The organism is Streptomyces hyaluromycini, from assembly GCF_002217755.1.
GTDB lineage: Bacteria > Actinomycetota > Actinomycetes > Streptomycetales > Streptomycetaceae > Streptomyces > Streptomyces hyaluromycini.
The window spans coordinates 66,324-87,563 of sequence record NZ_BCFL01000028.1; the positions used below are offsets into that span (position 1 = coordinate 66,324).

Consider the following 21,240-nt stretch of genomic DNA (forward strand, 5'->3'; position numbering starts at 1 on the left):
GATGACACTCACCGAACCGCTCGACCCCGCCGACGAGGCCCCCGGCGAGGCCGCCTGTCCGGTCCGGCACTGGAAGGTGTCGGACCTGACGGGGGTGGACTTCGACCCCACCCTGGCCGAGCTGATGCGGGAGGGTCCGGTCACCCGGATCCAGCTTCCGAACGGCGAGGGCTGGGCGTGGCTGGTCACCCGGTACGACGACGTACGGATGGTGGCCAACGACCCCCGGTTCAGCCGTGAGGCGGTGATGGAGCAGCCGGTCACCCGGGTGGCCCCGCACTTCATCCCGGACCGCGGCGCGGTCGGCTTCCTGGACCCGCCCGACCACACGCGGCTGCGCCGCTCGGTGGCCTCCGCGCTCACCTCCAAGGGCGTGGAGCGGGTCCGGGAGAAGGCCCGCCGGATGCTGGACGAGCTTGTCGACGAGCTCGTCCAGGACGGCCCGCCCGCCGATCTCACGGCGACGATCCTCAGCCCGTTCCCCATCGCGGTGATCTGCGAGGTGATGGGCGTGCCGGCCGCCGACCGGCACACCATGCACATCTGGACCCAGCTGATCCTGTCCTCCAACCGCGGCAAGGAGGTCAGCGAGAGGGCCAAGCGCGAGATGAGCGCCTACTTCGCCGACCTCGTCGCGCTGCGCGACGGCAGCACGGGCGAGGACGTGGCCTCCCTGCTGGGCGCGGCCGTGGGCCGCGGCGAGGTGGCTCTGGAGGAGGCCGTCGGTCTCGCCGTCCTCCTCCAGATCGGCGGGGAGGCGGTCACCAACAACAGCGGGCAGATGTTCTACCTGCTGCTGACCCGCCCCGACCTCCTCGACCGGCTGCGCACCGAGCCGGAGATCCGCCCCCGGGCGATCGACGAGCTCCTGCGCTACATCCCGCACCGCAGCGCGGTCGGGCTGTCCCGGATCGCCAGGGAGGACGTGGACATGAAGGGCGTACGGATCCGCACGGGCGACGCGATCTACGTCTCGTACCTGGCCGCCAACCGCGACCCGGACGTCTTCCCGGACCCCGAGACGATCGACTTCACCCGCAGCCCCAACCCGCACGTCTCCTTCGGGTTCGGCCCGCACTACTGTCCCGGCGGACAGCTGGGCGGGCTGGAGGAGGAGCTGCTGGTCGACGCCCTCCTGGACCGGCTCCCCGGGCTGCGGCTCGCCGTGCCCCCGGAGCAGGTCCCGTTCAGAAAGGGCGCGTTGATCCGGGGACCCGAAGCGCTTCCGGTGACGTGGTGAGTGGCCCATGACGACGACCGAGGGACTCGCTGAGGGACTCGCTGAGGGACTCCTCGTGCCACCGGGCCAGGGACGCGTGGTCCACACGACGGCCCAGCGTGTCACCTTCAAGGTGACGGGTACGCACTCGCGGATCGCCTCCACCTTCGAGGTGGAGGTCCCGCCGGGGTTCGACGTGGGCGCTCATGTGCACACCCGGAGCGAGGAGTTGTTCTACGTGCTCGAAGGCGAGCTGGACGTCCTCGCCTTCGAGCCCCGGATCCGCACCCCCGACAACTGGCAGAGGTGGGAGTCGAGTTCGGGCACGAGGGTGGTGCGGGCGACTCCGGGTACGGTCATCGTCGTACCACCGGGGTGCCCGCACGCTTTCGCCAACCCGACGGAGACTCCGGCGAAGATGTTCTTCCAGGCATCGCCGCCGCCGGATCACGAGCGCTACTTCGAGGAACTCCTGGAGATCCTGGGCAGCGACGGCCCCCCGGACCACAAGGCGATCGAGGAACTCCGGAGCCGCTACGACATCGAGCAACTCACACCGTTGAAACACCGGTGACTGTGCCCACCTGTTTGGGGGCGCGGGGCGTTATCGATATGCGGCTCCGCCGCGTGGGCGCGAGCAACCACGACGCGCCGTGGGCCCGCGACGCACCCGCACCCCCACGGCGCTACCGAATCGGCATCCCCGACAAGGTACGAGCAATCACCAGCCGCTGGATCTCACTGGTCCCCTCGAAGATCGTGTAGATGGCCGCATCCCGGTGCATCCGCTCCACCGGATACTCCCGCGTGTACCCGTTGCCGCCCAGGATCTGGATCGCCTGGGCGGTCACCTTCTTCGCCGTCTCGCTCGCGAACAGCTTCGACATCGACCCCTCGGCCGCGTTGAACGGCTTGCCGTTGATCGCCATCCAGGACGCCCGCCACACCAGCAGCCGGGCCGCGTCGATGGCCGTCCGCATGTCCGCGAGCTGGAAGGCCACCCCCTGGTTGTCGATGATCGGCCGCCCGAACTGCTCACGGGTCATGGCGTAGTCGAGGGCGACCTCGTACGCCGCGCGTGCCGTACCGACGGCCATCGCACCGACGGCGGGCCGCGAGGCCTCGAACGTGGCCATCGCCGCGTTCTTCACCCTCCCCCAGCCTTCGGCCGGGGGGACCCCCACGCCGCCCGACTTCGCCCGCTCCCGCGCACGGGCCAGGCGCTCGTCCAGCTTCTGCTTGCCGCCGAGCAGACAGGAACCGGGCACCCGGACGTTGTCGAGGACGACCTCGGCGGTGTGCGAGGCACGGATCCCGTGCTTCTTGAACTTCTGGCCCTGGGAGAGCCCGGGCGTCCCCGGCGGGACGATGAAGGACGCGTGGCCCTTGGAGCCGAGCTCCGGGTCGACGACCGCCACGACGACGTGGACGTTGGCGATGCCGCCGTTGGTCGCCCAGGTCTTCGTGCCGTTGATCACCCACTCGTCCTTGGCCTCGTCGTAGACGGCCCGGGTGCGCATGGAGGCCACGTCGGAGCCGGCGTCGGGCTCGGAGGAGCAGAACGCGGCGACCTTGACGTCGTTGGCGTCGCCGTACATCTGGGGGATCCAGGTGCCGATCTGCTCCTCGGTGCCGTTGGCGAGGACGCCGACGGCGGCGAGGCCCGTGCCCACGATCGACAGGGCGATGCCCGCGTCGCCCCAGAACAGCTCCTCCATGGCCATCGGGATGCCGAGGCCGGTGGGGTCGAAGTACTGCTGGGCGTAGAAGTCGAGGGAGTAGATGCCGACCTTCGCGGCCTCCTGGATGACCGGCCAGGGAGTCTCCTCACGCTCGTCCCATTCGGCGGCCGCGGGACGGATCACGTCGGCGGCGAAACCGTGCAGCCAGTCCCGGACCTCCTTCTGTTCGTCGTTGAGTTCCATGGTGAACTCGGCCATGACTCCTCCAGCGGCGGCGCATAATGTGTTACTAGCGGTAACCCGAGTCTGTTACTCGTCGGTAGGAAAAGTCAACTCCCAAGGTCACCTCGGCAGCCAGTTCGAGAGCGGATGGCCGTCAGGTGTTAGTTTGCGCAGGCGTCACCGAAACAGCACGGGGTGGGGAGAGCACATGGACACCACACAGCGGACCGAACAGCAGCGGTCCGCCGACCGCCGACGGCGCGAGCTGCTGGAGGCCGCCGACCGGGTGGTGCTGCGCGACGGCCCACAGGCCTCCATGAACGCCATCGCGGCGGAGGCCGGCATCACCAAGCCGATCCTCTACCGCCACTTCGGCGACAAGGGCGGGCTGTACGCGGCGCTGGCCACGCGGCACACGGACGCGTTGCTGAACTCGCTCCGGGACGCGCTGGACGCTCCCGCGGAGCGCCGTGAACGCGTCGAGGCGACCTTGGACACGTACCTCGCGGCGATCGAGGCGCGGCCTCAGGTGTACCGGTTCCTGATGCATCCCGCGGAGGGCAGCACCGGGCCCGACCAGGGGTTCGATGTCGGCAAGCACTCGGCTCCGCTGTTGCGGCGGATGGGTGAGGAGCTGGCGCAGGTCATCGAGGAGCGGCTGGATCTCGGGCCCGGGAGTCAGCAGCTGGCGCGGGTGTGGGGGCACGGAATCGTCGGGATGATGCATGCGGCAGGGGACTGGTGGCTCGGGGAGCGGCCGTGTACTCGTGCGGAATTGGTGAAGAGTTTGGCTGATCTGCTGTGGGGGCGGCTGGCGGCTGCGGGGGACAAGGTGGGAGGGCCGGGGTTCTGAGGGTCGAGTTTCGGCTCACCGCCGGTGGGGGCTGGTCGCGCAGTTCCCCGCGCCCCTAAAAACATCTCCTCACCGGCGCCAAGAAGATTTGGCCACCTGGCGCATCAGCTTGCGCTTGCGCCAGCCTGTGACGTGGTCGGCGTAGACGCGGCCCTCCAGGTGGTCGGTCTCGTGCTGGAGGCACCTCGCGAAGAAGCCCGTGCCGTGGATCGTGATCGGCTCCCCCGTCGCCGTGAAGCCCTCGACCACCGTGTGGTCGTACCGCTCCGTGCCCGCCTCCAGGCCCGGCAGGGACAGGCAGCCCTCGGGGCCGCGCAGGGTCACACCGTCCGCCGCCACCAGGCGCGGGTTCACCACATGGCCCAGGTGACGGACGTCCTCGTCGTCGGGGCAGTCGAAGACGAACACCCGCAGCGGCTCCCCCACCTGGTTCGCCGCCAGACCCACGCCCTCCGCCGCGTACATCGTGGCGAACAAGTCCTCCACCAGCCGGGAGAGTTCGGGGCCGAACTCGGTGACCTCCGCGCAGCGGGCGTGCAGAACGGGGTCGCCGAGCAGGGTGAGAGGCCGGACCCGCCCATGGGCGCCCGGAATGGAACCGTGTCGCATGGCCGCAAGGGTACGGTTCGGATCGGCCCCTGCTCGCCGCGCAGGCACGGGCCGGAATTCGGGTGTGCGAATGGATCTCGATAGGCTGACCTCACACCACGTTGCCGGATGGCTCAGGCGCGGCGCGTACGCAAGGAGGATCGAGAACTGATGGCAGGCAACTCGGACCCGCTCACGCCGCGGGCCAAGCTGGCCGTGACCGCGGGCAAGGCGGTCGCGGCGGCGTCCCGTGCCGCGGGGCGCGGCAGCGGATCCGTGATCGGTGGCCGGGTCGCGCTCAAACTCGACCCCGACCTTCTCGCCCGGCTCGCCCAGAACCTGGACGTCACCCTGGTCTCGGCGACGAACGGCAAGACGACGACCACGCGCCTCATCGCCGAGGCGCTGAAGGCCGCCGGGCCGGTCGTGTCCAACGCGCTCGGGGCCAACATGCCGGCCGGCATCACGTCGGCGCTGGCGGGTGGCTCGGAGTCCAAGTTCGGCGTCATCGAGGTCGACGAGAAGTACCTCGCCGGGGTGGCCCGGGACACCGACCCCAAGTGCATCGCGCTGCTCAACCTCTCCCGCGACCAGCTCGACCGGGCCGCCGAGACCCGGATGCTCGCCGAGAACTGGCGGGAGGGCCTGGCCGGCACCAAGGCCGTCATCGTGGCGAACTGCGACGACCCGCTGGTGGTGTGGGCCGCGTCCTCCTCCCCCAACGTGATCTGGGTCGCCGCCGGGCAGATGTGGAAGGACGACGCCTGGTCCTGCCCGTCCTGCGGCGGCGTGATGCAGCGGCCCGGCGACGACTGGTTCTGCGGTGAGTGCGGGTTCCGGCGGCCGACGCCGAGCTGGGTGCTCTCCGGCGACCACGTCCTCGACCCGCACGGGTCCGCCTGGCCGATCCACCTGCAGCTGCCGGGGCGCGCCAACAAGGCGAACGCCGCCTCCTCGGCCGCCGTCGCCGCCGTCTTCGGGGTGCCGCCGCAGGTCGCCCTGGAGCGGATGTACCAGGTGCAGGCCGTCGCGGGACGCTACGACGTCGTGCAGTTCCAGGGGCGCGACCTGCGTCTGCTGCTGGCCAAGAACCCGGCCGGCTGGCTGGAGACGTTCTCGCTCATCGACCCGCCGCCGGCTCCGGTCATCCTCTCCGTGAACGCGCGCGGCGCCGACGGCACCGACACCTCCTGGCTGTGGGACGTGGACTACACGCGCCTGACCGGCCACCCGATCTTCGTGCTCGGCGACCGCAAGCTCGACCTCGCGGTGCGCCTGGAGGTCGCGAACCAGCACTTCCAGGTCTGCGACTCCCTCGACCAGGCCGTGCAGATGTGCCCGCCCGGCCGGATCGAGGTCATCGCGAACTACACCGCGTTCCAGGACCTGCGCCGCCGCGTCGGCAACTGAACACGAAGGACGATCACTTCATGACAGACAACCAACTGCGGCTGGTGTGGATCTACCCCGACCTGCTCAGCACCTACGGCGACCAGGGCAACGCGCTCGTCGTGGAGCGGCGGGCCCGGCAGCGCGGTCTCGACGTGGCCCGGCTCGACGTGCGCAGCGACCAGCCGATCCCGACCTCCGGCGACATCTACCTGATCGGCGGCGGTGAGGACCGTCCGCAGCGGCTCGCCGCCGAGCGGCTGCGCCGTGACGGGCACCTGTACCGGGCGGTGGAGAACGGCGCGATCGTGTTCTCCGTGTGCGCCGGCTACCAGATCCTCGGGCACGAGTTCATCAACGACCTCGGGCAGCGGGAGCCGGGCCTCGGCCTGCTCGACGTGACGACCGTGCGCGGCACCGGCGAGCGGTGTGTCGGTGACGTCCTCGCCGACATCGACCCGCGCCTCGGGCTGCCCCCGCTCACCGGGTTCGAGAACCACCAGGGCGTCACCCAGCTCGGCCCCACCGCCCGCCCCCTCGCCCGGGTCCAGCTGGGCAAGGGCAACGGCACCGGGGACGGCACGGAGGGCGCGTACAACGACACCGTCTTCGGCACGTACATGCACGGGCCGGTGCTCGCCCGCAACCCGCTCATCGCGGACCTGCTGCTGAAGCTGGCGCTCGACGTGAACGCGCTGCCGCCGATCGACGACCGCTGGTACGAGGCGCTCCGCAACGAGCGCATCGCGGCCGCTCAGCAGCCCGCGTAACCCTTCTGGAACGGCCGGTTCCGGGGCCCGCCTGACAGGGTGTCCGCTCACATGTGCGGGCACGTCCAGCAGGCGGACGCCCGGTGCGGAACGACCCCCTCGCGCGGGTAGGGTGACGGCGATGTCAGCCGGACAGCGTGGTCCGGTCTCCGGCCCACGTGGAGAAGGTTGTTTCGGGCTATGCGCATTGGTGTCCTCACGTCCGGCGGCGACTGCCCCGGCCTGAACGCCGTCATCCGGTCCGTCGTGCACCGTGCCGTCGCCGACCACGGCGACGAGGTCATCGGCTTCCGGGACGGCTGGAAGGGCCTCCTGGAGTGCGACTACCTCAAGCTCGACCTCGACGCCGTGGCCGGCATCCTGGCCCGCGGCGGCACCATTCTCGGATCGTCCCGGGTCCAGCCCTCGCATCTGCGGGACGGCGTGGAGCGGGCCAGGGGGCATGTCGCCGAGCTCGGGCTCGACGCGATCATCCCGATCGGCGGTGAGGGCACCCTGAAGGCGGCCCGGCTGATGTCCGACGCCGGGCTGCCGATCGTGGGCGTGCCGAAGACCATCGACAACGACATCGCCGTCACCGACGTGACCTTCGGCTTCGACACGGCCGTGGGGGTCGCCACCGAGGCGCTCGACCGGCTGAAGACCACCGCCGAGTCCCACCAGCGGGTGCTCGTCGTCGAGGTCATGGGCCGGCACACCGGCTGGATCGCCCTGCACTCCGGCATGGCGGCCGGCGCCCACGCCATCGTCGTACCGGAACGGCCCTTCGACATCGAGGAGTTGGCCCGCCGGGTCGGCGAGCGGTTCGAGGCGGGCAAGCGGTTCGCGATCGTCGTCGCGGCGGAGGGGGCCAAGCCGAAGGCGGGCACGATGGCCTTCGACGAGGGCGGCAAGGACATCTACGGCCATGAGCGGTTCGCCGGGATCGCCCGGCAGCTCTCCATCGAGCTGGAGCAGCGGCTCGGCAAGGAGGCGCGGCCGGTCATCCTCGGGCACGTGCAGCGGGGTGGCACGCCGACCGCGTACGACCGCGTCCTGGCGACGCGGTTCGGGTGGCATGCGGTGGAGGCGGTGCACCGGGGGGAGTTCGGCAACATGACCGCGCTGCGGGGGACCGATGTCGTGATGGTGCCGCTGGCCGAGGCGGTGGAGACGTTGAAGACGGTTCCTGCGGAGCGGTACGAAGAGGCGGAGACCGTGCTTTAGGGGCAGCGCCGTAGGGGGTGCTGATTCGTCGCCGGGTGCGGGTCGTGCGTGGTTGCTCGCGCAGTTCCCCGCGCCCCTGGAGGTAGGGACACTCGCCCCCGCTCACAAGTGCCGTCGGCGGCGGTTCTACTCTGGGGTCGGCTGTAAACGTACAACCCCCCACGAATCAGGAGCCGCCGGATGGATCACACCGGGCACGGCATGACCATGGATCTGCCGCCGTTCACGCTGGGGCGCGGACTGGAGTGGTCGGCGGATCCCTTCTTTCTCGTCGCCTGTCTCGCGGGGCTCGCGCTGTACGGGTGGGGTGTGGTGCGGCTGCGGCGGCGCGGGGACGCCTGGTCCGTGGGCCGGAGCGTGTCGTTCGTCGTCGGGGTGCTGACCGTCATGCTCGTGATGTGCACCGGGCTGAACGACTACGGGATGGTCATGTTCAGCGTGCACATGGTGCAGCACATGATCATCAGCATGCTGTCGCCCATCCTGATCCTGCTGGGCGCCCCGGTGACCCTGGCGCTGCGCGCGCTGCCCGTCGCCGGGAGGGGCCGGAAGGGGCCGCGTGAGCTGCTGCTGGCCCTGCTGCACAGCCGGTACATGCGGATCGTCACCCATCCCGCCTTCACCATCCCGCTGTTCATCGCGAGCCTGTACGCGCTCTACTTCACCCCGCTGTTCGACTTCCTGATGGGCTCGAGGGCCGGGCATGTCGCGATGATGGTGCACTTCTTCGCCGTCGGTGTCGTCTTCTTCTGGCCGATCATCGGCGTCGACCCGGGACCGCACCGGCCGGGGTATCTCATGCGCATGCTGGAGCTGTTCGCCGGCATGCCGTTCCACGCGTTCTTCGGCATCGCGTTGATGATGGCGTCGGAGCCGATGGTCGAGACGTTCAAGAATCCGCCCGCCTCGCTCGGTATCGACGCGCTCTCCGACCAGAGCGCCGCCGGCGGAATCGCCTGGGCATTCAGCGAGGTCCCGTCCGTACTCGTGCTGATCGCCCTGCTGTTCCAGTGGTACGGCTCCGAACAGCGCCAGGCGCGGCGCCAGGACCGGGCCGCCGACCGGGATGGTGACAAGGAACTCGAGGCGTACAACGCCTATTTGGCCTCACTGCACGCACGCAAGGGCTGAAAGGCTTCTCATTCAGTAGCATAAAGCGCGACAGGCCAAAACCGCCGGGGGGAGCGGTGATGACACTTCGCGCTTTTCTGCACAGGGCGTGCGTGCTCGTGGTTCTGGTTCCGCTCCTGCTGCTCGGCGGATGCGGGCGGGCTTCGCCCCGGTCCGTGGTCGAAGCGGTGGCCGCCGGTGTTTCCACGCCGAACCCGTTCGTCGACGAGCACCAGGGAGTCGGGCACGACGTCCAGGTCCGTTCGCTGCCGGTGCGCGGGCATATCCAGCAGGGTGACTCGCCCGGGCTCTACGGCGGCACCCGGGAGCCGACGATCTGTGACGTCGAGAAACTCAAGGAATTCCTCACCGATCCCGCGAATCACCGCAAGGCACAGGCATGGGCCGGCGTCCTCCACATCACCACCGGACAGATTCCGGATTATCTCGACCGCCTCACCCCTGTTCTCCTGCGTCACGACACTCTCGTGGAAAACCACGACTACAAGGACGGCACCGCCACCCCCTTCAATTCCCTGCTCCAGGCCGGAATAGCCGTGCTCGTCGACAGGCAGGGACAGCCCACCGTGAAATGCTCGTGCGGAAATCCGCTCCTGCCGTTCAGGGGCGACCCGGGGCATATCAAGGTCGAGTTCCGCCATCGCAACAAGAAGTGGCCCGGCTACGACCGCGACGAGGTGACGAGGTGACGACCGTACGGCCCACCGCACGGCCGCTGGAGCAGCTCGCGCTCGTGGATGTCACCGACCCCGCGCGGGGCGTCGAGCGGCCGGTGGGGACGGAGGGCGCGCGGGACACCGTGTTCCGCACCGGTGACCGGCACGCGGTGCCCGAGGTCGCCGGGACCTCCTTCGAGGAGGCGAGCCGGCTGCTCGCGGACGCGGGGCTGGGGGCCGCGTCCGACGGTCCGGAGCTGCCGCCCGACGACGCCCGGGTGCTGGGTTCGGATCCGGTGGCGGGGACACGGCTGGCGTTCGGGGAGTACGTGACGCTGCGCGTGGCCGAGGACAGCGGTGGAAGTACCGACGGCGGAGGGGCACCCTCCGGGTCCGGGGACGGCGAGGGTTCGGACGTTCCCTCAAGCTCGTTCTCGTCCTTCGTGTCGCCTTCGTCCGTCCCGCCGGACACCTCGTCGGAGCCCGCCACACCGTCCGGCGCCGCCGCGGCACCCTCTTCGAGTCCGGCGGTGCCCGCGGAGCCGCCGCCCGTCACCCGGACCGCCGGCAGCGGGCCCACGAGTGAGGTCCCCGTGCCGGACGACGGGGACGGCACGGGGACGGCGTGACACCTGACCCGGGAGTGACCGGATGTACCGAGGAACACCGACGTCGGGAGGGGGCCGGGTCGTCGCCGGCCGGTAGCTCCACGGCCGAGCCCTACGGCGGCAGGGTGGGGCTCGCGCACCCCCTCAAGGCGGGTGACTGTGTCGTCGCCGAGTGGGGCAGCGGGACGCGCTTCGCCGGAACCCCGACGCTTACTCTCGACCCGACCTGTGCGGACCGGGCGCCGGACGGTCAGGTGATGACGTTCGTGCCGCTGGCGTCGGCTGCCGAGGCTCGTGCGCAGGGGACCGCCGGGTGCGAGGAGCGGACGAGGGCGCTGCGCGGGAAGCTGGCGGACGTGCGGGCCGTCGCCGTCGTACCGAGCGAGGCGGGGTTCGAGGCGGCCGGGGGGCGGGTCGCGTGTCTGGTGCTGGGGGCGCACGGACCGCTGTACGGGCCGTTGGACGGGTTCCGCAAGGAGGGGGCCGCGTTCACGGACGTGGGGACCATGCAGAAGCGGGACTGTCTGCGGGTGCCGCCCGCGCGGACCGCCCTGCTCGTCGCGTGCTCGGGGCCGCACGACCAGGAGGTGCTCGGGTTCACGCGGCTGGGAGCCGGGCTGACGCTCGCGCAGGCCGCGAAGCAGCAGGACGAGGCCTGTGCGCGGGACGTGCCGCCCGGGGACTACGGATTCGATCCCTCCGTCTATCGGGCGGCCTCCTTGGTAGGCGACCTGATGTGGAAGACCGGCGCTCATTTCGTCGTGTGCACCGTCAGGAAGCAGAACGGGGGCACCATGGAGGGAGTCGGACCATGAGGAGGGTGTCGCGATGCCCGGTTCTGCGAACGGCTCGAACGGTGCCACCAAGGCGATGGGGGTGCTCACCGTCGGGGGGCTGGTGGTGGTGACGGCCTACACGGTGGCGCTCGGCAGCAACGGCTGGCTCTGGTTCGGATGGGTGGTGCTGGGCCTGCTGACCCTGGCGATGGTGGCCACTCAGAGCAACTGACCCAGCGCCCCCGCCTGCAGCGCCCGGTAAGGGGCGCGGGGCTGTATTGAATGTGCGGCTACCGCCGCGTGGGCGCGACCAGCCACAACGGCGCCGCAGCCGAACAACGGCGCTCGCGGAGCGCCTAGTGCACCCCGGGCTGGTACTTGGGCAACCGCGCGGTGATCCGCATCCCCGCCCCGGGCGCCGTCTCGATCACGAGGCCGTGGTCGTCGCCGTAGACCTGGCGGAGCCGGTCGTCGACGTTGGACAGGCCGATGCCGCCGCTGGGGCTGGTCTCGCCGGCGAGGATGCGGCGCAGCAGGACCGGGTCCATGCCGGCGCCGTCGTCCTCGATGACGACCAGGGCCTGGGCGCCCTCGTCCTGGGCGGTGATCTGGATGTGGCAGGTGCCGGTCTTGCCCTCAAGGCCGTGTTTCACGGCGTTCTCGACCAGGGGCTGGAGGCAGAGGAAGGGCAGGGTGACCGGCAGTACCTCGGGGGCGATCTGCAGGGTGACCGTGAGGCGGTCGCCGAAGCGGGCCCGGACCAGCGCCAGGTAGTGGTCGATGGCGTGGAGTTCGTCGGCGAGGGTGGTGAAGTCGCCGTGCCTGCGGAACGAGTAACGGGTGAAGTCGGCGAACTCCAGCAGCAGTTCGCGGGCGCGCTCGGGGTCGGTGCGGACGAACGAGGCGATCACGGCGAGCGAGTTGAAGATGAAGTGGGGGGAGATCTGGGCGCGCAGGGCGCGGATCTCGGCCTCGATGAGCCGGGTCCGGGAGCGGTCCAGGTCGGCCAGCTCCAGCTGGACGCTGACCCAGCGGGCGACCTCACCGGCCGCCCGGACCAGGACGGCGGACTCGCGCGGGGCGCAGGCGACCAGGGTGCCGTGGACGCGGTCGTCGACGGTGAGCGGGGTGATCACGGCCCAGCGGACCGGGCAGTCGGGGGTCTCGCAGTGCAGCCGGAAGGCCTCGCCGCGACCGGACTCCAGCGGCCCGGCGAGCCGTTCCATGAGCTCGGCGCGGTGGTGGTCGCCGACGCCGTCCCAGACCAGCAGGTTCTCGTGGTCGGTGAGGCAGAGCGCGTCGGTGCCGAGCAGGGTGCGCAGCCGGCGGGCCGAGCGGCGGGCGGTCTCCTCGGTCAGGCCCGCGCGCAGCGGGGGTGCGGCGAGGGAGGCGGTGTGCAGGGTCTCGAAGGTGGCGTGCTCGACCGGGGTGCCGAGACCGCCGAGGCTCTCGGGGCGTGCGGTGCGCCGGCCGAGCCAGAAGCCGGCGGCGAGGAGCGGGAGTACGGCCACGCAGAGGCCGGCCAGGAACCCGGTCACGCCTTCACCTCCGTGCGCAGCTCTTCGGGCAGGTGGAAGCGGGCCAGGATCGCGGCCGTTCCCGGCGGTACCCGGCCGGGGGTCGCCAGGGAGACCAGGATCATGGTGAGGAAGCCCAGCGGGACCGACCAGAGCGCGGGCCAGGCGAGCAGGGCGTGCAGGGCACCGGTGCCGGGCAGGTCGGCCATCGTCGCGGCCACCGCGCAGAACGCCGAGCCGCCCCCGGCCAGCATCCCGGCGGCCGCGCCGGGCGGGGTCAGCCGCCGCCACCAGATGCCGAGGACCAGCAGCGGGCAGAAGGAGGAGGCGGACACGGCGAAGGCCAGCCCGACGGCGTCGGCCACCGGCAGACCGCCCACCAGCACGCTCGCGGCGAGCGGCACGGCCATGGCGAGGACCGTCCCCAGTCTGAAGTGCCGTACTCCGCGCGACGGGAGGACGTCCTGGGTGAGGACGCCGGCGACCGCCATGGTGAGGCCGGAGGCGGTGGAGAGGAACGCGGCGAAGGCGCCGCCCGCCACCAGCGCGCCCAGCAGGTCGCCGCCGAGGCCGCCGACGACCCGGTCGGGCAGCAGCAGGACGGCGGCGTCCGTCTCGCCGGTGAGGGTGAGTTCGGGGGTGTAGAGGCGGCCGAGGGCGCCGTAGACGGGCGGCAGGAGGTAGAAGAGGCCGATCAGGGCGAGGACGGCGACCGTGGTGCGGCGGGCGGCGACGCCGTGCGGGCTGGTGTAGAAGCGGACGACGACGTGCGGCAGGCCCATGGTGCCGAGGAAGGTGGCGAGGATCAGTCCGTACGTGGCGTACAGCGGGCGTTCCTCGCGGCTCTCGGCGAGCGAGGTGGACATGCCGCCGTTGGTGCCCCGGTCGGTGGCGGGGACGCGGGTGCCCTCGGCGAAGGTCAGGCGGGTGCCCGCGGTGATGCGGTGGGTGCCCTCGGGGAGGGTGACCCTGGTGTCCTCGTGCGGGTGGCCGTCGACGGTGCCGGTGACGGTGACCGTGAGCGGGCGGTCGAGCCTCAGGGAGAGGGTGTCCTGGACGTCGACGACACGCTGGGTGCGGAAGGTGGCCGGCTCGTCGAAGGCGTGGACGGGGGCGCCGGCGCGCTGCCAGGCGAGGACCAGGAAGAGGGCGGGGACGAGCAGGGCGGTGAGCTTCAGCCAGTACTGGAAGGCCTGTACGAAGGTGATGCTGCGCATGCCGCCGGCGGCCACGGTGGCCACCACGACCACGGCGACGATGAGCCCGCCCAGTGCGTCGGGGGCGCCGGTGAGGACCGCCAGCGTCAGCCCGGCGCCCTGGAGTTGGGGCAGCAGGTAGAGCCAGCCGACGCCGACGACGAACGCCCCGGCCAGCCGCCGTACCGGCTGCGAGGCGAGCCTGGCCTCGGCGAAGTCGGGGAGGGTGTAGGCGCCGGAGCGGCGCAGCGGGGCGGCGACGAAGAGCAGCAGCACGAGGTAGCCGGCGGTGTAGCCGACCGGGTACCAGAGCATGTCGGGGCCCTGGACGAGGACAAGTCCCGCGATGCCCAGGAAGGAGGCGGCGGAGAGGTACTCGCCGCTGATCGCGGCCGCGTTGAGGCGGGGGCCGACGGTGCGTGAGGCGACGTAGAAGTCGGAGGTGGTCCGGGAGATGCGCAGGCCGAAGGCGCCGACGAGGACGGTCGCGACGACGACGAGGGCGACCGCCGGGACGGCATAGCCGGAGTTCATCTGGCCTCGTCGGGGCTGGAGTTCATCGGTCCTCGACGAGGCGGACGAAGTCCTCCTCGTTGCGTTCGGCGCGGCGCACGTACCAGCGGGCGAGCAGGATCAGCGGGGCGTACAGGCAGAAGCCGAGCACCAGCCACTCCAGGCGGCGCGCCTGGGGGGCGGCGGCGAAGACCAGCGGGAGCGGGCCGACGAGCAGCACCAGGACGGCGAACACGACGAGGGCGACGCGCAGTTGGCTGCGCATGAGGGAGCGGACGTAGGTGTGGCCGAGGGTGGTCTGTTCGTCGATCTCGGTGCGCGGCCGGTAGTAGCCGGAGGTACGGCGGCTGCGGCGGGGCGGGCCGGTGACGGTGACCCGGCGCTCGGCGGGGTCCGCGGCCACCGTCAGGCCCTCCTCATCAGCAGGTCCCGCAGCTCGCGGGCGTGGCGCCGGCTGACCTGGAGCTCCTCGGAGCCGACCAGGACGCTCACCGTGCCCGCGTCCAGGCGGAGTTCGCCGATGTGGCGGAGGGCGACCAGGTGACGGCGGTGGATGCGGACGAAGCCGCGGGAGCGCCAGCGGTCCTCCAGGGTGGAGAGCGGAATGCGGACCAGGTGACTGCCGCGGTCGGTGTGCAGGCGGGCGTAGTCGCCCTGGGCCTCGACGTGCGTGATGTCGTCCACCGCCACGAACCTTGTCACGCCGCCGAGTTCGACGGGTATGTGGTCGGGGTCGGGTTCGTGCACGGGTATCCGGGGTGCGGCGCCGCGCAGTTCGGCGGCCCGGCGTACCGCCTCCGCCAGGCGTTCCTTGCGTACCGGCTTCAGGACGTAGTCAACTGCCTTGAGGTCGAAGGCCCTTACCGCGAAGTCCTCGTGGGCGGTGACGAAGACGACCAGCGGCGGCCGGGCGAAGCCGGTGAGCAGCCGGGCCAGGTCCAGGCCGTCCAGGCCGGGCATCTGGACGTCGAGGAAGACGACGTCGATGGCCTCGGGGCCCTGCGGTCCGGACTCCAGGGCGCGGGTGATGCGGCGCAGCGCCTCGGTGGCGTCCCCGGCGCCCTCGACGCTTCCGATGCGCGGATCGGCGTGCAGCAGATAGAGCAGCTCCTCCAGCGAAGGGCGTTCGTCGTCGACGGCGAGGGCGCGCAGCATGAACGGAGTGTAGGCGGCGGAACGCGGCGCTGGACATGTACCGGACGTGGACGTTCGCGCCGGAAGCAGTGGTGCTCCCGAACTGTCTTCGCCCGTGGTTACAGTGCGGGCATGAACAGCGGCACCGCCTCCTTCGACGACCTCGACCGGAAGATCACCACCGCGCTGATGGCGAACGCGCGGACCAGTTTCGCCGAGATCGGCGCGGCCGTCGGGCTCTCCGCGACGGCCGTCAAACGGAGGGTCGACCGGTTGCGCGAGACGGGTGTGATCACCGGGTTCACGGCCACCGTCACCCCGTCGGCCCTCGGCTGGCGCACGGAGGCGTACGTCGAGGTGTACTGCGAGGGCGCGGCCCCGCCCCGGCGGCTCGCGGAGGTGGTCCGCAACCATCCGGAGATCACCGCGGCCATGACGGTGACCGGCGGCGCGGACGCGCTGCTGCATGTGCGGGCCCGGGATGTGGGGCACTTCGAGGAGGTGCTGGAGCGGATCCGTGTGGAGCCGTTCATCCGGAAGACGATCAGCGTGATGGTGCTGTCGCATCTGCTTCCGGAGAGCCCGGAGGCCGGTGCCACGCACCCCGTACCGGAGTAAACGCATCGATGCTGCGTTTGTACGACCGGAGACGCAGCGTTCCTGCGCAGACGCGCAACATTTGTTTCTTGTCGCCCGTATCCGACGCTTTCTACCTTGGTGTCAACCCTCAGTCGACACCGCGGGAAAGCGGAGGAACCCCTCTGTGTCCGAAAACCGTGTGCAGCGCCCCCGGCGCTTTCTTGTCTGCGAACCCAGATATTTCGGCGTGCAGTACGCGATCAATCCCTGGATGAACCCCGACACCAGGGTCGACGTCGACCTGGCCCAGGAGCAGTGGACCGCGCTGATCAGCGCCTACCGCACGCACGGGCACAGCGTCGACCGGCTGGAGCCGGTGCCCGGCCTGCCCGACATGGTGTTCGCCGCGAACTCGGCGGTCGTCGTCGGCGGCCGCGTCTTCGGCTCGCTCTTCCATGCGCCCGAGCGGCGCCCCGAGTCCACCCACTACGACCTCTGGTTCAAGACCGCGGGCTACGAGGTGCACCGACCGGGCTCGGTGGTCGAGGGCGAGGGCGACCTGGTCTGGACGGGCCGGTACCTGCTCGCCGGCACCGGCTTCCGCACCAGCCGCGAGGCGCACCGTGAGGCGCAGGAGTTCTTCGGCCACCCGGTGATCAGCCTGACCCTGGTGGACCCGTACTTCTACCACCTGGACACGGCGCTGTTCGTCCTCGACGAGGAGAACATCGTCTACTACCCCGAGGCCTTCTCCCCCGGCAGCCGGGACGTGCTGGGCCGGCTGTTCCCTGACGCGGTGCTCGCCACCCGGGACGACGCCATGGCATGGGGCCTGAACTCCGTCTCCGACGGCCGCCACGTCTTCATCGCGCCGCAGGCCGAGACGCTCGCCGCCCGGCTCGCCGACCAGGGCTACGAGCCCGTCCCCGTCGACCTGTCGGAGTTCCACAAGGCAGGCGGCGGCATCAAGTGCTGCACCCAGGAAATCCGCTGAGGACCAGGAGATCCCTCTGATGACCGCACCCGCACGCGCACGCACCTCCGCCGAGCTGATCGAGGCGGAGGGACCGGTCCTCGCGCACAACTACCACCCGCTGCCCGTCGTCGTCGCCCGCGCCGAGGGCGTCTGGGTGGAGGACGTCGAGGGCCGCCGTTACCTCGACATGCTGGCCGGCTACTCGGCCCTCAACTTCGGCCACCGCCACCCGGCGCTGATCGAGGCCGCACACCGCCAGCTGGACCGCCTCACCCTCACCTCGCGCGCCTTCCACAACGACAGGCTCGCCGAATTCGCCGAGCGGCTGGCGGCGCTGACGGGCCTGGACATGGTGCTGCCGATGAACACCGGCGCCGAGGCGGTCGAGTCCGGCATCAAGGTGGCCCGCAAATGGGCCTACGACGTGAAGGGCGTCCCGGCCGACCAGGCCACGATCGTGGTCGCCGCGGACAACTTCCACGGCCGTACGACCACGATCGTCAGCTTCTCCACCGACGAGACCGCCCGGGCGGGCTTCGGCCCGTTCACGCCGGGCTTCCGGATCGTGCCGTACAACGACCTGGCCGCGCTGGAGGCGGCGGTCGACGAGACCACGGCGGCCGTGCTGATCGAGCCGATCCAGGGCGAGGCCGGGGTGCTCATCCCCGACGACGGCTATCTGACCGGGGTCCGCGAGCTGACCCGCCGCAAGGGGTGCCTCTTCGTCGCCGACGAGATCCAGTCCGGCCTCGGCCGCACCGGCCGCACCCTCGCCGTCGACCACGAGGACGTGGTGCCGGACGTGCTGCTGCTCGGCAAGGCGCTGGGCGGCGGGATCGTGCCGGTGTCGGCGGTGGTGGCCCGGCGGGAGGTGCTGGGGGTGCTGCACCCCGGCGAGCACGGCTCGACGTTCGGCGGCAACCCGCTCGCGGCGGCGGTCGGCACGGCGGTGGTCGAGCTGCTGGAGAGCGGCGACTTCCAGCGCCGGGCCGCCGAGCTGGGCGTGGTTCTGCGGGACGGCCTGACGGAGCTGGTCGGCAGGGGCGTGGTCGGCTTCCGCTCGCGCGGACTGTGGGCGGGCGTCGACGTGGACCCGGCGATCGGCACCGGGCGGGAGATCGGCGAACGCCTGATGCGCGAGGGCGTCCTGGTCAAGGACACCCACGGCTCCACGATCCGGCTGGCCCCGCCGCTGACCGTCACGGCGGAGGAACTGCGGTCGGCGCTGGGGTCGTTGGAGAAGGTGCTCGCGGCGTAGGCCGGGGAGGAGCCGGGGGGGCGGGGCGGCCGTGCCCGGGAGCGCGGCCGCCCCGCCCCGATCGGTGATCAGCTCTTGCCGAGGAGCTTGTTCATCTCCTTGATCTCGGCGTTCTGGGCGGTGACGATGCCGTCGGCCATGCTCGTGGCCGGGGCGTAGTCACCCTTGGCCTTCTCGGTGCCGGCCATCTCGACCGCGCCCTGGTGGTGCTGGACCATCATGGTCAGGAACATCGTGTCGAAGTCCGTCCCCTTGGCCTGCTTCAGCATGGTCATGTCCTTGTCGGACATCATCCCGGCCATGCCGGCGTGGCCGCTGTGGTCCATGCCCGCCATGGGCACGTCCTCGCCCCAGGCCTTCAGCCAGCCGGTCATGGTCCTGATCTCCGGGTCCTGGGCCTTCTCGATCCGGGCGGCGAGGTCCTTCACCTGGGCGGAGGAGGCGCGGTCGGCGGCGAGCCCGGCCATCTCCACGGCCTGCTGGTGGTGCGGGATCATGCTCTGCGCGAAGGACACGTCCTGCGCGTTGTGCGCACCGGCGGTGGCGGTGGCACCGGCCGCCGCCGAGTGCGAGGCGTGTGCGGTGCCGGCGGTGTCGGTGCTGTCGTCGCCGCTGCCGCACGCGGTGAGGGCGAGGGCGGCGGTCGCGGTGAGCGCGACGAGGACGGCACGGGTACGCGTGGTGGTCATGCTGGATCTCCTGCGAATGGATGTGAGTGGGCACGCGGGAGCACGACCGCTGCGCTGTCCGCGCGCGGCCGGCTCGGGTGCCTCTAGATCCGCAGGAGCTGGAGTTCGGCCAGGTCGGGGGGTGCCCGTGCGCCGTCCGGTGCCGTGACCGGGCCGGCGGGCACCGGGCAGGCGGTCGCGAGCACGGGGACCGGGTCCGGGACCAGCGCGGGCAGCGCCGGTCCGCCGCTCACCGCGCCGGAGGCGCAGGTCGCGTCGGCGTGGTGCGCGTGATGGTCGCCGCAGTGGCCGTCGTCGCCGGAACAGCCGTCGTACGCGGTGGCCATGACCGCCGCAGGGGAGACGGCCCGCTCGTGCCCGCCGTGCATTCCCATGACGCCGCCGGGTGCCAGCGCGTGCATGCCGAGCAGCCCGGTCAGCAGCCCCAGCACGAGCAGGGCGCGCCAACGCCGGTACGGCGGTCGCGGGGTGGGCTGCTCGGTGGGGCGCATCGGGACCATCCTATGCATGCCCTGAGAGCCGGCCGGCACGGGCACACCCCGGACGGCCGTTTCCGCGCACCGGTGCCGCAGGCGCTGTCCGCGGCGGACCGGCCGGTCGCGGGCGACGGGAGGGCGCACTCGGCCGCCGCCATGAGCCCGGACACGACGGCACCATCGGTGCCGGTCCGGGAAAGGGCCCTTGGCGGAGCGACGCGGACGTGACCACTGACGCCGCCTGCGACACGAGCCGCTCCGAGGGGGCCCGAGGGGGGTTACTCCTTGACGCCCTGCGCCCGCCGGGAGACGTGTGCCCAGTCGTCCCAGGTCTTCAGGCGGTCGGCGTAGACGTTCTTGGCGATCTCCAGGCCGTCCGTGCCGAAGAAGACGCGCAGCGGCGGGTTCTCCGCGTCGACGATCTGCAGCAGGGCGGCGCCCGCGTCGCTCGGGTCGGCGTAGCTGGCGTCACCCATCTGAGCCGCGATGGCCTCACGGACCGCGTCGTACACGGGGATCCGCTCGGCGTGCTTGGCGGACGAACCGGCCCAGTCGGTGGTGAAGCCGCCCGGCTCCACGATCGTGATCTTGATGCCGGTGCCGGCGATGGCGAGCTCGTGCGAGAGGGACTCGCTCAGCGCCTCAAGCGCCCACTTGGACGCGTTGTACACGCCGATGGTCGGGAACGCGGCGATGCCGCCGACCGAGGAGATCTGGACGATGTGGCCGCTGCCCTGAGCACGCAGGATCGGCAGGACGGCCTGCGTCACCCACAGCGCGCCGAAGAAGTTCGTCTCCATCTGAGCACGCGCCTGGTCCTCGGCGGTCTCCTCGATCGTGCCGAACAGGCCGTAGCCGGCGTTGTTGACGACGACGTCGAGACGGCCGAACTTCTCGTGCGCGGCCGCGACGGCGCCGTCGACGGCGGCCTTGTCGGTGACATCGAGCAGCAGCGGCAGCAGCGCGTCACCGTACTTGACGGCCAGGTCGTCCAGGGTGGCGATGTTCCGGACAGTCGCGGCGACCTTGTCGCCACGCTCCAGGGCGGACTCGGCGAACGCGCGGCCGATGCCGCGGGACGTGCCGGTGATGAACCAGACCTTGCTCATGTTTTTCTCCCTCCGGGTCTGCCGCCACCGTAACCCGAAACTTAGACTCGTCCAAAATAAGACTCGTCCAGGAATCGTGGTGACGGGACGTAGAATGGCGTGAGGGGAGGAACGAAGAACCATGAACCTGCGGGAACGCAAGAAGCTCGCGACCTGGCGCGCCGTCCGGAACGCCGCCATGGAGCTGCTCGCGGAACAGGGCTACGACGCGACGACGGTCGAGCAGATCGCCGCCGCCGCGAACGTGTCGCGCGCCACCTTCTTCAACTATTTCGCCAGCAAGGAGGCCGCGGTCCTCGACCCGGACCCCGAGGAGCGACAGGAGTGGCGGGACGCGATGCACGAGCGTCCTGCGGACGAGCCGTTGTGGGATGCGCTGACCGCGATCCTGACGGGGTGGTGTACAAGCCTGCGCGAGCGCATGCCGCTGCAACGTCGCCTCAAAGCGGAGTCGCCGGCCTTCGCCCAGACCGCCCAGAGCTTCGGCGAGCAGTTCTTCGCCGACCTCAGGGAGTGGGTGTTCTCCCGCACCACCCGGTCCGACCGGCTGACCGTGACCTTGCAGCTGAACATCGCACTGGCCGCAATCAACACGGCGTACCAGACCTGGCCGGAGGACGAGGCCTTCGACGGCTTCCTGCAGAGACTCGAACGCTGCCTGCACCAGGCGCGCCCGTCGGTCCAGTGCTAGGG

General features: G+C 71.1%; 24 protein-coding genes. 15 read left to right on the plus strand and 9 right to left on the minus strand.

The annotated features are described in order from the left end of the window. Position 1 precedes the first annotated feature (1 nt). Positions 2-1,240, plus strand: a complete 1,239-nt coding sequence (locus tag SSP29_RS37705) for a cytochrome P450 (protein ID WP_089105421.1) — start codon at positions 2-4, stop codon at positions 1,238-1,240. A gap of 7 nt (positions 1,241-1,247) precedes the next feature. Continuing rightward, on the plus strand, positions 1,248-1,793 hold the full coding sequence (locus SSP29_RS37710; RefSeq protein WP_089105422.1) for a cupin domain-containing protein: 546 nt from the start codon (positions 1,248-1,250) through the stop codon (positions 1,791-1,793). Positions 1,794-1,905: 112 nt separating this feature from the next. Here the strand turns inward: SSP29_RS37710 and SSP29_RS37715 are convergent, their stop codons facing one another. Beyond that, a complete protein-coding gene (locus tag SSP29_RS37715; protein WP_089105423.1) occupies positions 1,906-3,159 on the minus strand; it encodes an acyl-CoA dehydrogenase family protein in 1,254 nt (417 codons plus the stop codon). A gap of 172 nt (positions 3,160-3,331) precedes the next feature. Between SSP29_RS37715 and SSP29_RS37720 the strand changes: the two genes are divergently transcribed. Further along, positions 3,332-3,976, plus strand: a complete 645-nt coding sequence (locus tag SSP29_RS37720) for a TetR/AcrR family transcriptional regulator (RefSeq protein ID WP_089105424.1) — start codon at positions 3,332-3,334, stop codon at positions 3,974-3,976. A gap of 69 nt (positions 3,977-4,045) precedes the next feature. Here SSP29_RS37720 and def read toward each other — a convergent pair whose 3' ends face one another. Continuing rightward, a complete protein-coding gene (gene def, locus SSP29_RS37725) occupies positions 4,046-4,585 on the minus strand; it encodes a peptide deformylase (RefSeq protein WP_089105425.1) in 540 nt (179 codons plus the stop codon). 150 nt (positions 4,586-4,735) lie between these two features. Here def and SSP29_RS37730 point away from each other — a divergent pair, with 150 nt between their 5' ends. The 8 genes from SSP29_RS37730 (at position 4,736) to SSP29_RS37760 (ending at position 11,332) form a co-directional block, all read left to right on the plus strand. Next, the gene (locus tag SSP29_RS37730) at positions 4,736-5,974 is read left to right on the plus strand and encodes a MurT ligase domain-containing protein (RefSeq protein ID WP_089105426.1); all 1,239 of its coding nucleotides are present in this window, start codon (positions 4,736-4,738) and stop codon (positions 5,972-5,974) included. Between the two features lie 20 nt (positions 5,975-5,994). Further along, positions 5,995-6,723, plus strand: coding sequence for a type 1 glutamine amidotransferase (locus SSP29_RS37735; RefSeq protein WP_089105427.1), 729 nt, complete (start codon positions 5,995-5,997; stop codon positions 6,721-6,723). Positions 6,724-6,903: 180 nt separating this feature from the next. Continuing rightward, on the plus strand, positions 6,904-7,929 hold the full coding sequence (locus tag SSP29_RS37740; protein WP_089105428.1) for a 6-phosphofructokinase: 1,026 nt from the start codon (positions 6,904-6,906) through the stop codon (positions 7,927-7,929). A gap of 180 nt (positions 7,930-8,109) precedes the next feature. Beyond that, the gene (locus SSP29_RS37745) at positions 8,110-9,060 is read left to right on the plus strand and encodes a cytochrome c oxidase assembly protein (RefSeq protein WP_089105429.1); all 951 of its coding nucleotides are present in this window, start codon (positions 8,110-8,112) and stop codon (positions 9,058-9,060) included. A gap of 59 nt (positions 9,061-9,119) precedes the next feature. After that, positions 9,120-9,749 carry a DUF6777 domain-containing protein gene (locus tag SSP29_RS60390; RefSeq protein ID WP_368669282.1) on the plus strand — a complete coding sequence of 210 codons (630 nt, stop codon included), beginning with the start codon at positions 9,120-9,122 and terminating at the stop codon, positions 9,747-9,749. Then, positions 9,746-10,345, plus strand: coding sequence for a PASTA domain-containing protein (locus SSP29_RS60395; protein WP_245883464.1), 600 nt, complete (start codon positions 9,746-9,748; stop codon positions 10,343-10,345). The genes SSP29_RS60390 and SSP29_RS60395 overlap by 4 nt, the downstream gene beginning before the upstream one ends. Positions 10,346-10,449: 104 nt before the next feature. Next, positions 10,450-11,139, plus strand: coding sequence for a septum formation family protein (locus SSP29_RS37755; RefSeq protein ID WP_150135672.1), 690 nt, complete (start codon positions 10,450-10,452; stop codon positions 11,137-11,139). Between the two features lie 13 nt (positions 11,140-11,152). Then, the gene (locus tag SSP29_RS37760; protein WP_089105431.1) at positions 11,153-11,332 is read left to right on the plus strand and encodes a hypothetical protein; all 180 of its coding nucleotides are present in this window, start codon (positions 11,153-11,155) and stop codon (positions 11,330-11,332) included. Between the two features lie 124 nt (positions 11,333-11,456). On the opposite strand, the gene SSP29_RS37765 is transcribed toward SSP29_RS37760, so the two are convergent. The 4 genes from SSP29_RS37765 to SSP29_RS37780 are packed head-to-tail and all read right to left on the minus strand — an operon-like array spanning position 11,457 to position 15,481. After that, positions 11,457-12,638 (minus strand): sensor histidine kinase, encoded by a 1,182-nt coding sequence (locus SSP29_RS37765; RefSeq protein ID WP_089105432.1) that lies wholly within the window; start codon positions 12,636-12,638, stop codon positions 11,457-11,459. Further along, entirely contained in the window at positions 12,635-14,347 is a 1,713-nt protein-coding gene (locus tag SSP29_RS37770; protein ID WP_089105433.1) for a sodium/solute symporter, read from the minus strand. The genes SSP29_RS37765 and SSP29_RS37770 overlap by 4 nt, the downstream gene beginning before the upstream one ends. Positions 14,348-14,369: 22 nt before the next feature. Further along, the gene (locus tag SSP29_RS37775) at positions 14,370-14,729 is read right to left on the minus strand and encodes a hypothetical protein (protein ID WP_089105434.1); all 360 of its coding nucleotides are present in this window, start codon (positions 14,727-14,729) and stop codon (positions 14,370-14,372) included. Between the two features lie 2 nt (positions 14,730-14,731). After that, a complete protein-coding gene (locus tag SSP29_RS37780; RefSeq protein WP_089105435.1) occupies positions 14,732-15,481 on the minus strand; it encodes a LytR/AlgR family response regulator transcription factor in 750 nt (249 codons plus the stop codon). Between the two features lie 111 nt (positions 15,482-15,592). On the opposite strand from SSP29_RS37780, the gene SSP29_RS37785 reads away from it, so the two are divergent. The 3 genes from SSP29_RS37785 to rocD all read left to right on the plus strand — a co-directional run bounded on the left by SSP29_RS37785 (position 15,593) and on the right by rocD (position 18,273). After that, entirely contained in the window at positions 15,593-16,078 is a 486-nt protein-coding gene (locus SSP29_RS37785) for an Lrp/AsnC family transcriptional regulator (RefSeq protein WP_089105436.1), read from the plus strand. A 145-nt stretch (positions 16,079-16,223) separates the two neighbouring features. Further along, entirely contained in the window at positions 16,224-17,033 is an 810-nt protein-coding gene (gene ddaH, locus SSP29_RS37790) for a dimethylargininase (protein ID WP_089105437.1), read from the plus strand. 19 nt (positions 17,034-17,052) lie between these two features. Continuing rightward, complete coding sequence (rocD, locus tag SSP29_RS37795) at positions 17,053-18,273, plus strand: ornithine--oxo-acid transaminase (RefSeq protein ID WP_089105438.1); 1,221 nt, start codon at positions 17,053-17,055, stop codon at positions 18,271-18,273. 68 nt (positions 18,274-18,341) lie between these two features. On the opposite strand, the gene SSP29_RS37800 is transcribed toward rocD, so the two are convergent. From SSP29_RS37800 to SSP29_RS37810, 3 genes are all read right to left on the minus strand, one after another. Further along, on the minus strand, positions 18,342-18,962 hold the full coding sequence (locus tag SSP29_RS37800; protein WP_089105439.1) for a DUF305 domain-containing protein: 621 nt from the start codon (positions 18,960-18,962) through the stop codon (positions 18,342-18,344). Between the two features lie 83 nt (positions 18,963-19,045). After that, positions 19,046-19,453, minus strand: coding sequence for a DUF6153 family protein (locus tag SSP29_RS37805; protein WP_150135674.1), 408 nt, complete (start codon positions 19,451-19,453; stop codon positions 19,046-19,048). Between the two features lie 263 nt (positions 19,454-19,716). Next, positions 19,717-20,547 carry an SDR family oxidoreductase gene (locus SSP29_RS37810; protein WP_089105440.1) on the minus strand — a complete coding sequence of 277 codons (831 nt, stop codon included), beginning with the start codon at positions 20,545-20,547 and terminating at the stop codon, positions 19,717-19,719. 121 nt (positions 20,548-20,668) lie between these two features. Between SSP29_RS37810 and SSP29_RS37815 the strand changes: the two genes are divergently transcribed. After that, on the plus strand, positions 20,669-21,238 hold the full coding sequence (locus SSP29_RS37815) for a TetR/AcrR family transcriptional regulator (protein WP_089105441.1): 570 nt from the start codon (positions 20,669-20,671) through the stop codon (positions 21,236-21,238). Positions 21,239-21,240 lie beyond the last annotated feature (2 nt).

What these genes read in the sequence shown, in the direction of transcription:
- SSP29_RS37705 (WP_089105421.1), top strand. Translation starts at nt 2, where the DNA reads ATGACACTCACCGAACCGCTCGACCCCGCCGACGAGGCCCCCGGCGAG.
- SSP29_RS37710 (WP_089105422.1), top strand. Translation starts at nt 1,248, where the DNA reads ATGACGACGACCGAGGGACTCGCTGAGGGACTCGCTGAGGGACTCCTC.
- SSP29_RS37715 (WP_089105423.1), bottom strand. Translation starts at nt 3,159, where the DNA reads ATGGCCGAGTTCACCATGGAACTCAACGACGAACAGAAGGAGGTCCGG.
- SSP29_RS37720 (WP_089105424.1), top strand. Translation starts at nt 3,332, where the DNA reads ATGGACACCACACAGCGGACCGAACAGCAGCGGTCCGCCGACCGCCGA.
- def (WP_089105425.1), bottom strand. Translation starts at nt 4,585, where the DNA reads ATGCGACACGGTTCCATTCCGGGCGCCCATGGGCGGGTCCGGCCTCTC.
- SSP29_RS37730 (WP_089105426.1), top strand. Translation starts at nt 4,736, where the DNA reads ATGGCAGGCAACTCGGACCCGCTCACGCCGCGGGCCAAGCTGGCCGTG.
- SSP29_RS37735 (WP_089105427.1), top strand. Translation starts at nt 5,995, where the DNA reads ATGACAGACAACCAACTGCGGCTGGTGTGGATCTACCCCGACCTGCTC.
- SSP29_RS37740 (WP_089105428.1), top strand. Translation starts at nt 6,904, where the DNA reads ATGCGCATTGGTGTCCTCACGTCCGGCGGCGACTGCCCCGGCCTGAAC.
- SSP29_RS37745 (WP_089105429.1), top strand. Translation starts at nt 8,110, where the DNA reads ATGGATCACACCGGGCACGGCATGACCATGGATCTGCCGCCGTTCACG.
- SSP29_RS60390 (WP_368669282.1), top strand. Translation starts at nt 9,120, where the DNA reads ATGACACTTCGCGCTTTTCTGCACAGGGCGTGCGTGCTCGTGGTTCTG.
- SSP29_RS37760 (WP_089105431.1), top strand. Translation starts at nt 11,153, where the DNA reads ATGCCCGGTTCTGCGAACGGCTCGAACGGTGCCACCAAGGCGATGGGG.
- SSP29_RS37770 (WP_089105433.1), bottom strand. Translation starts at nt 14,347, where the DNA reads ATGAACTCCGGCTATGCCGTCCCGGCGGTCGCCCTCGTCGTCGTCGCG.
- SSP29_RS37780 (WP_089105435.1), bottom strand. Translation starts at nt 15,481, where the DNA reads ATGCTGCGCGCCCTCGCCGTCGACGACGAACGCCCTTCGCTGGAGGAG.
- SSP29_RS37785 (WP_089105436.1), top strand. Translation starts at nt 15,593, where the DNA reads ATGAACAGCGGCACCGCCTCCTTCGACGACCTCGACCGGAAGATCACC.
- rocD (WP_089105438.1), top strand. Translation starts at nt 17,053, where the DNA reads ATGACCGCACCCGCACGCGCACGCACCTCCGCCGAGCTGATCGAGGCG.
- SSP29_RS37800 (WP_089105439.1), bottom strand. Translation starts at nt 18,962, where the DNA reads ATGACCACCACGCGTACCCGTGCCGTCCTCGTCGCGCTCACCGCGACC.
- SSP29_RS37805 (WP_150135674.1), bottom strand. Translation starts at nt 19,453, where the DNA reads ATGCGCCCCACCGAGCAGCCCACCCCGCGACCGCCGTACCGGCGTTGG.
- SSP29_RS37810 (WP_089105440.1), bottom strand. Translation starts at nt 20,547, where the DNA reads ATGAGCAAGGTCTGGTTCATCACCGGCACGTCCCGCGGCATCGGCCGC.
- SSP29_RS37815 (WP_089105441.1), top strand. Translation starts at nt 20,669, where the DNA reads ATGAACCTGCGGGAACGCAAGAAGCTCGCGACCTGGCGCGCCGTCCGG.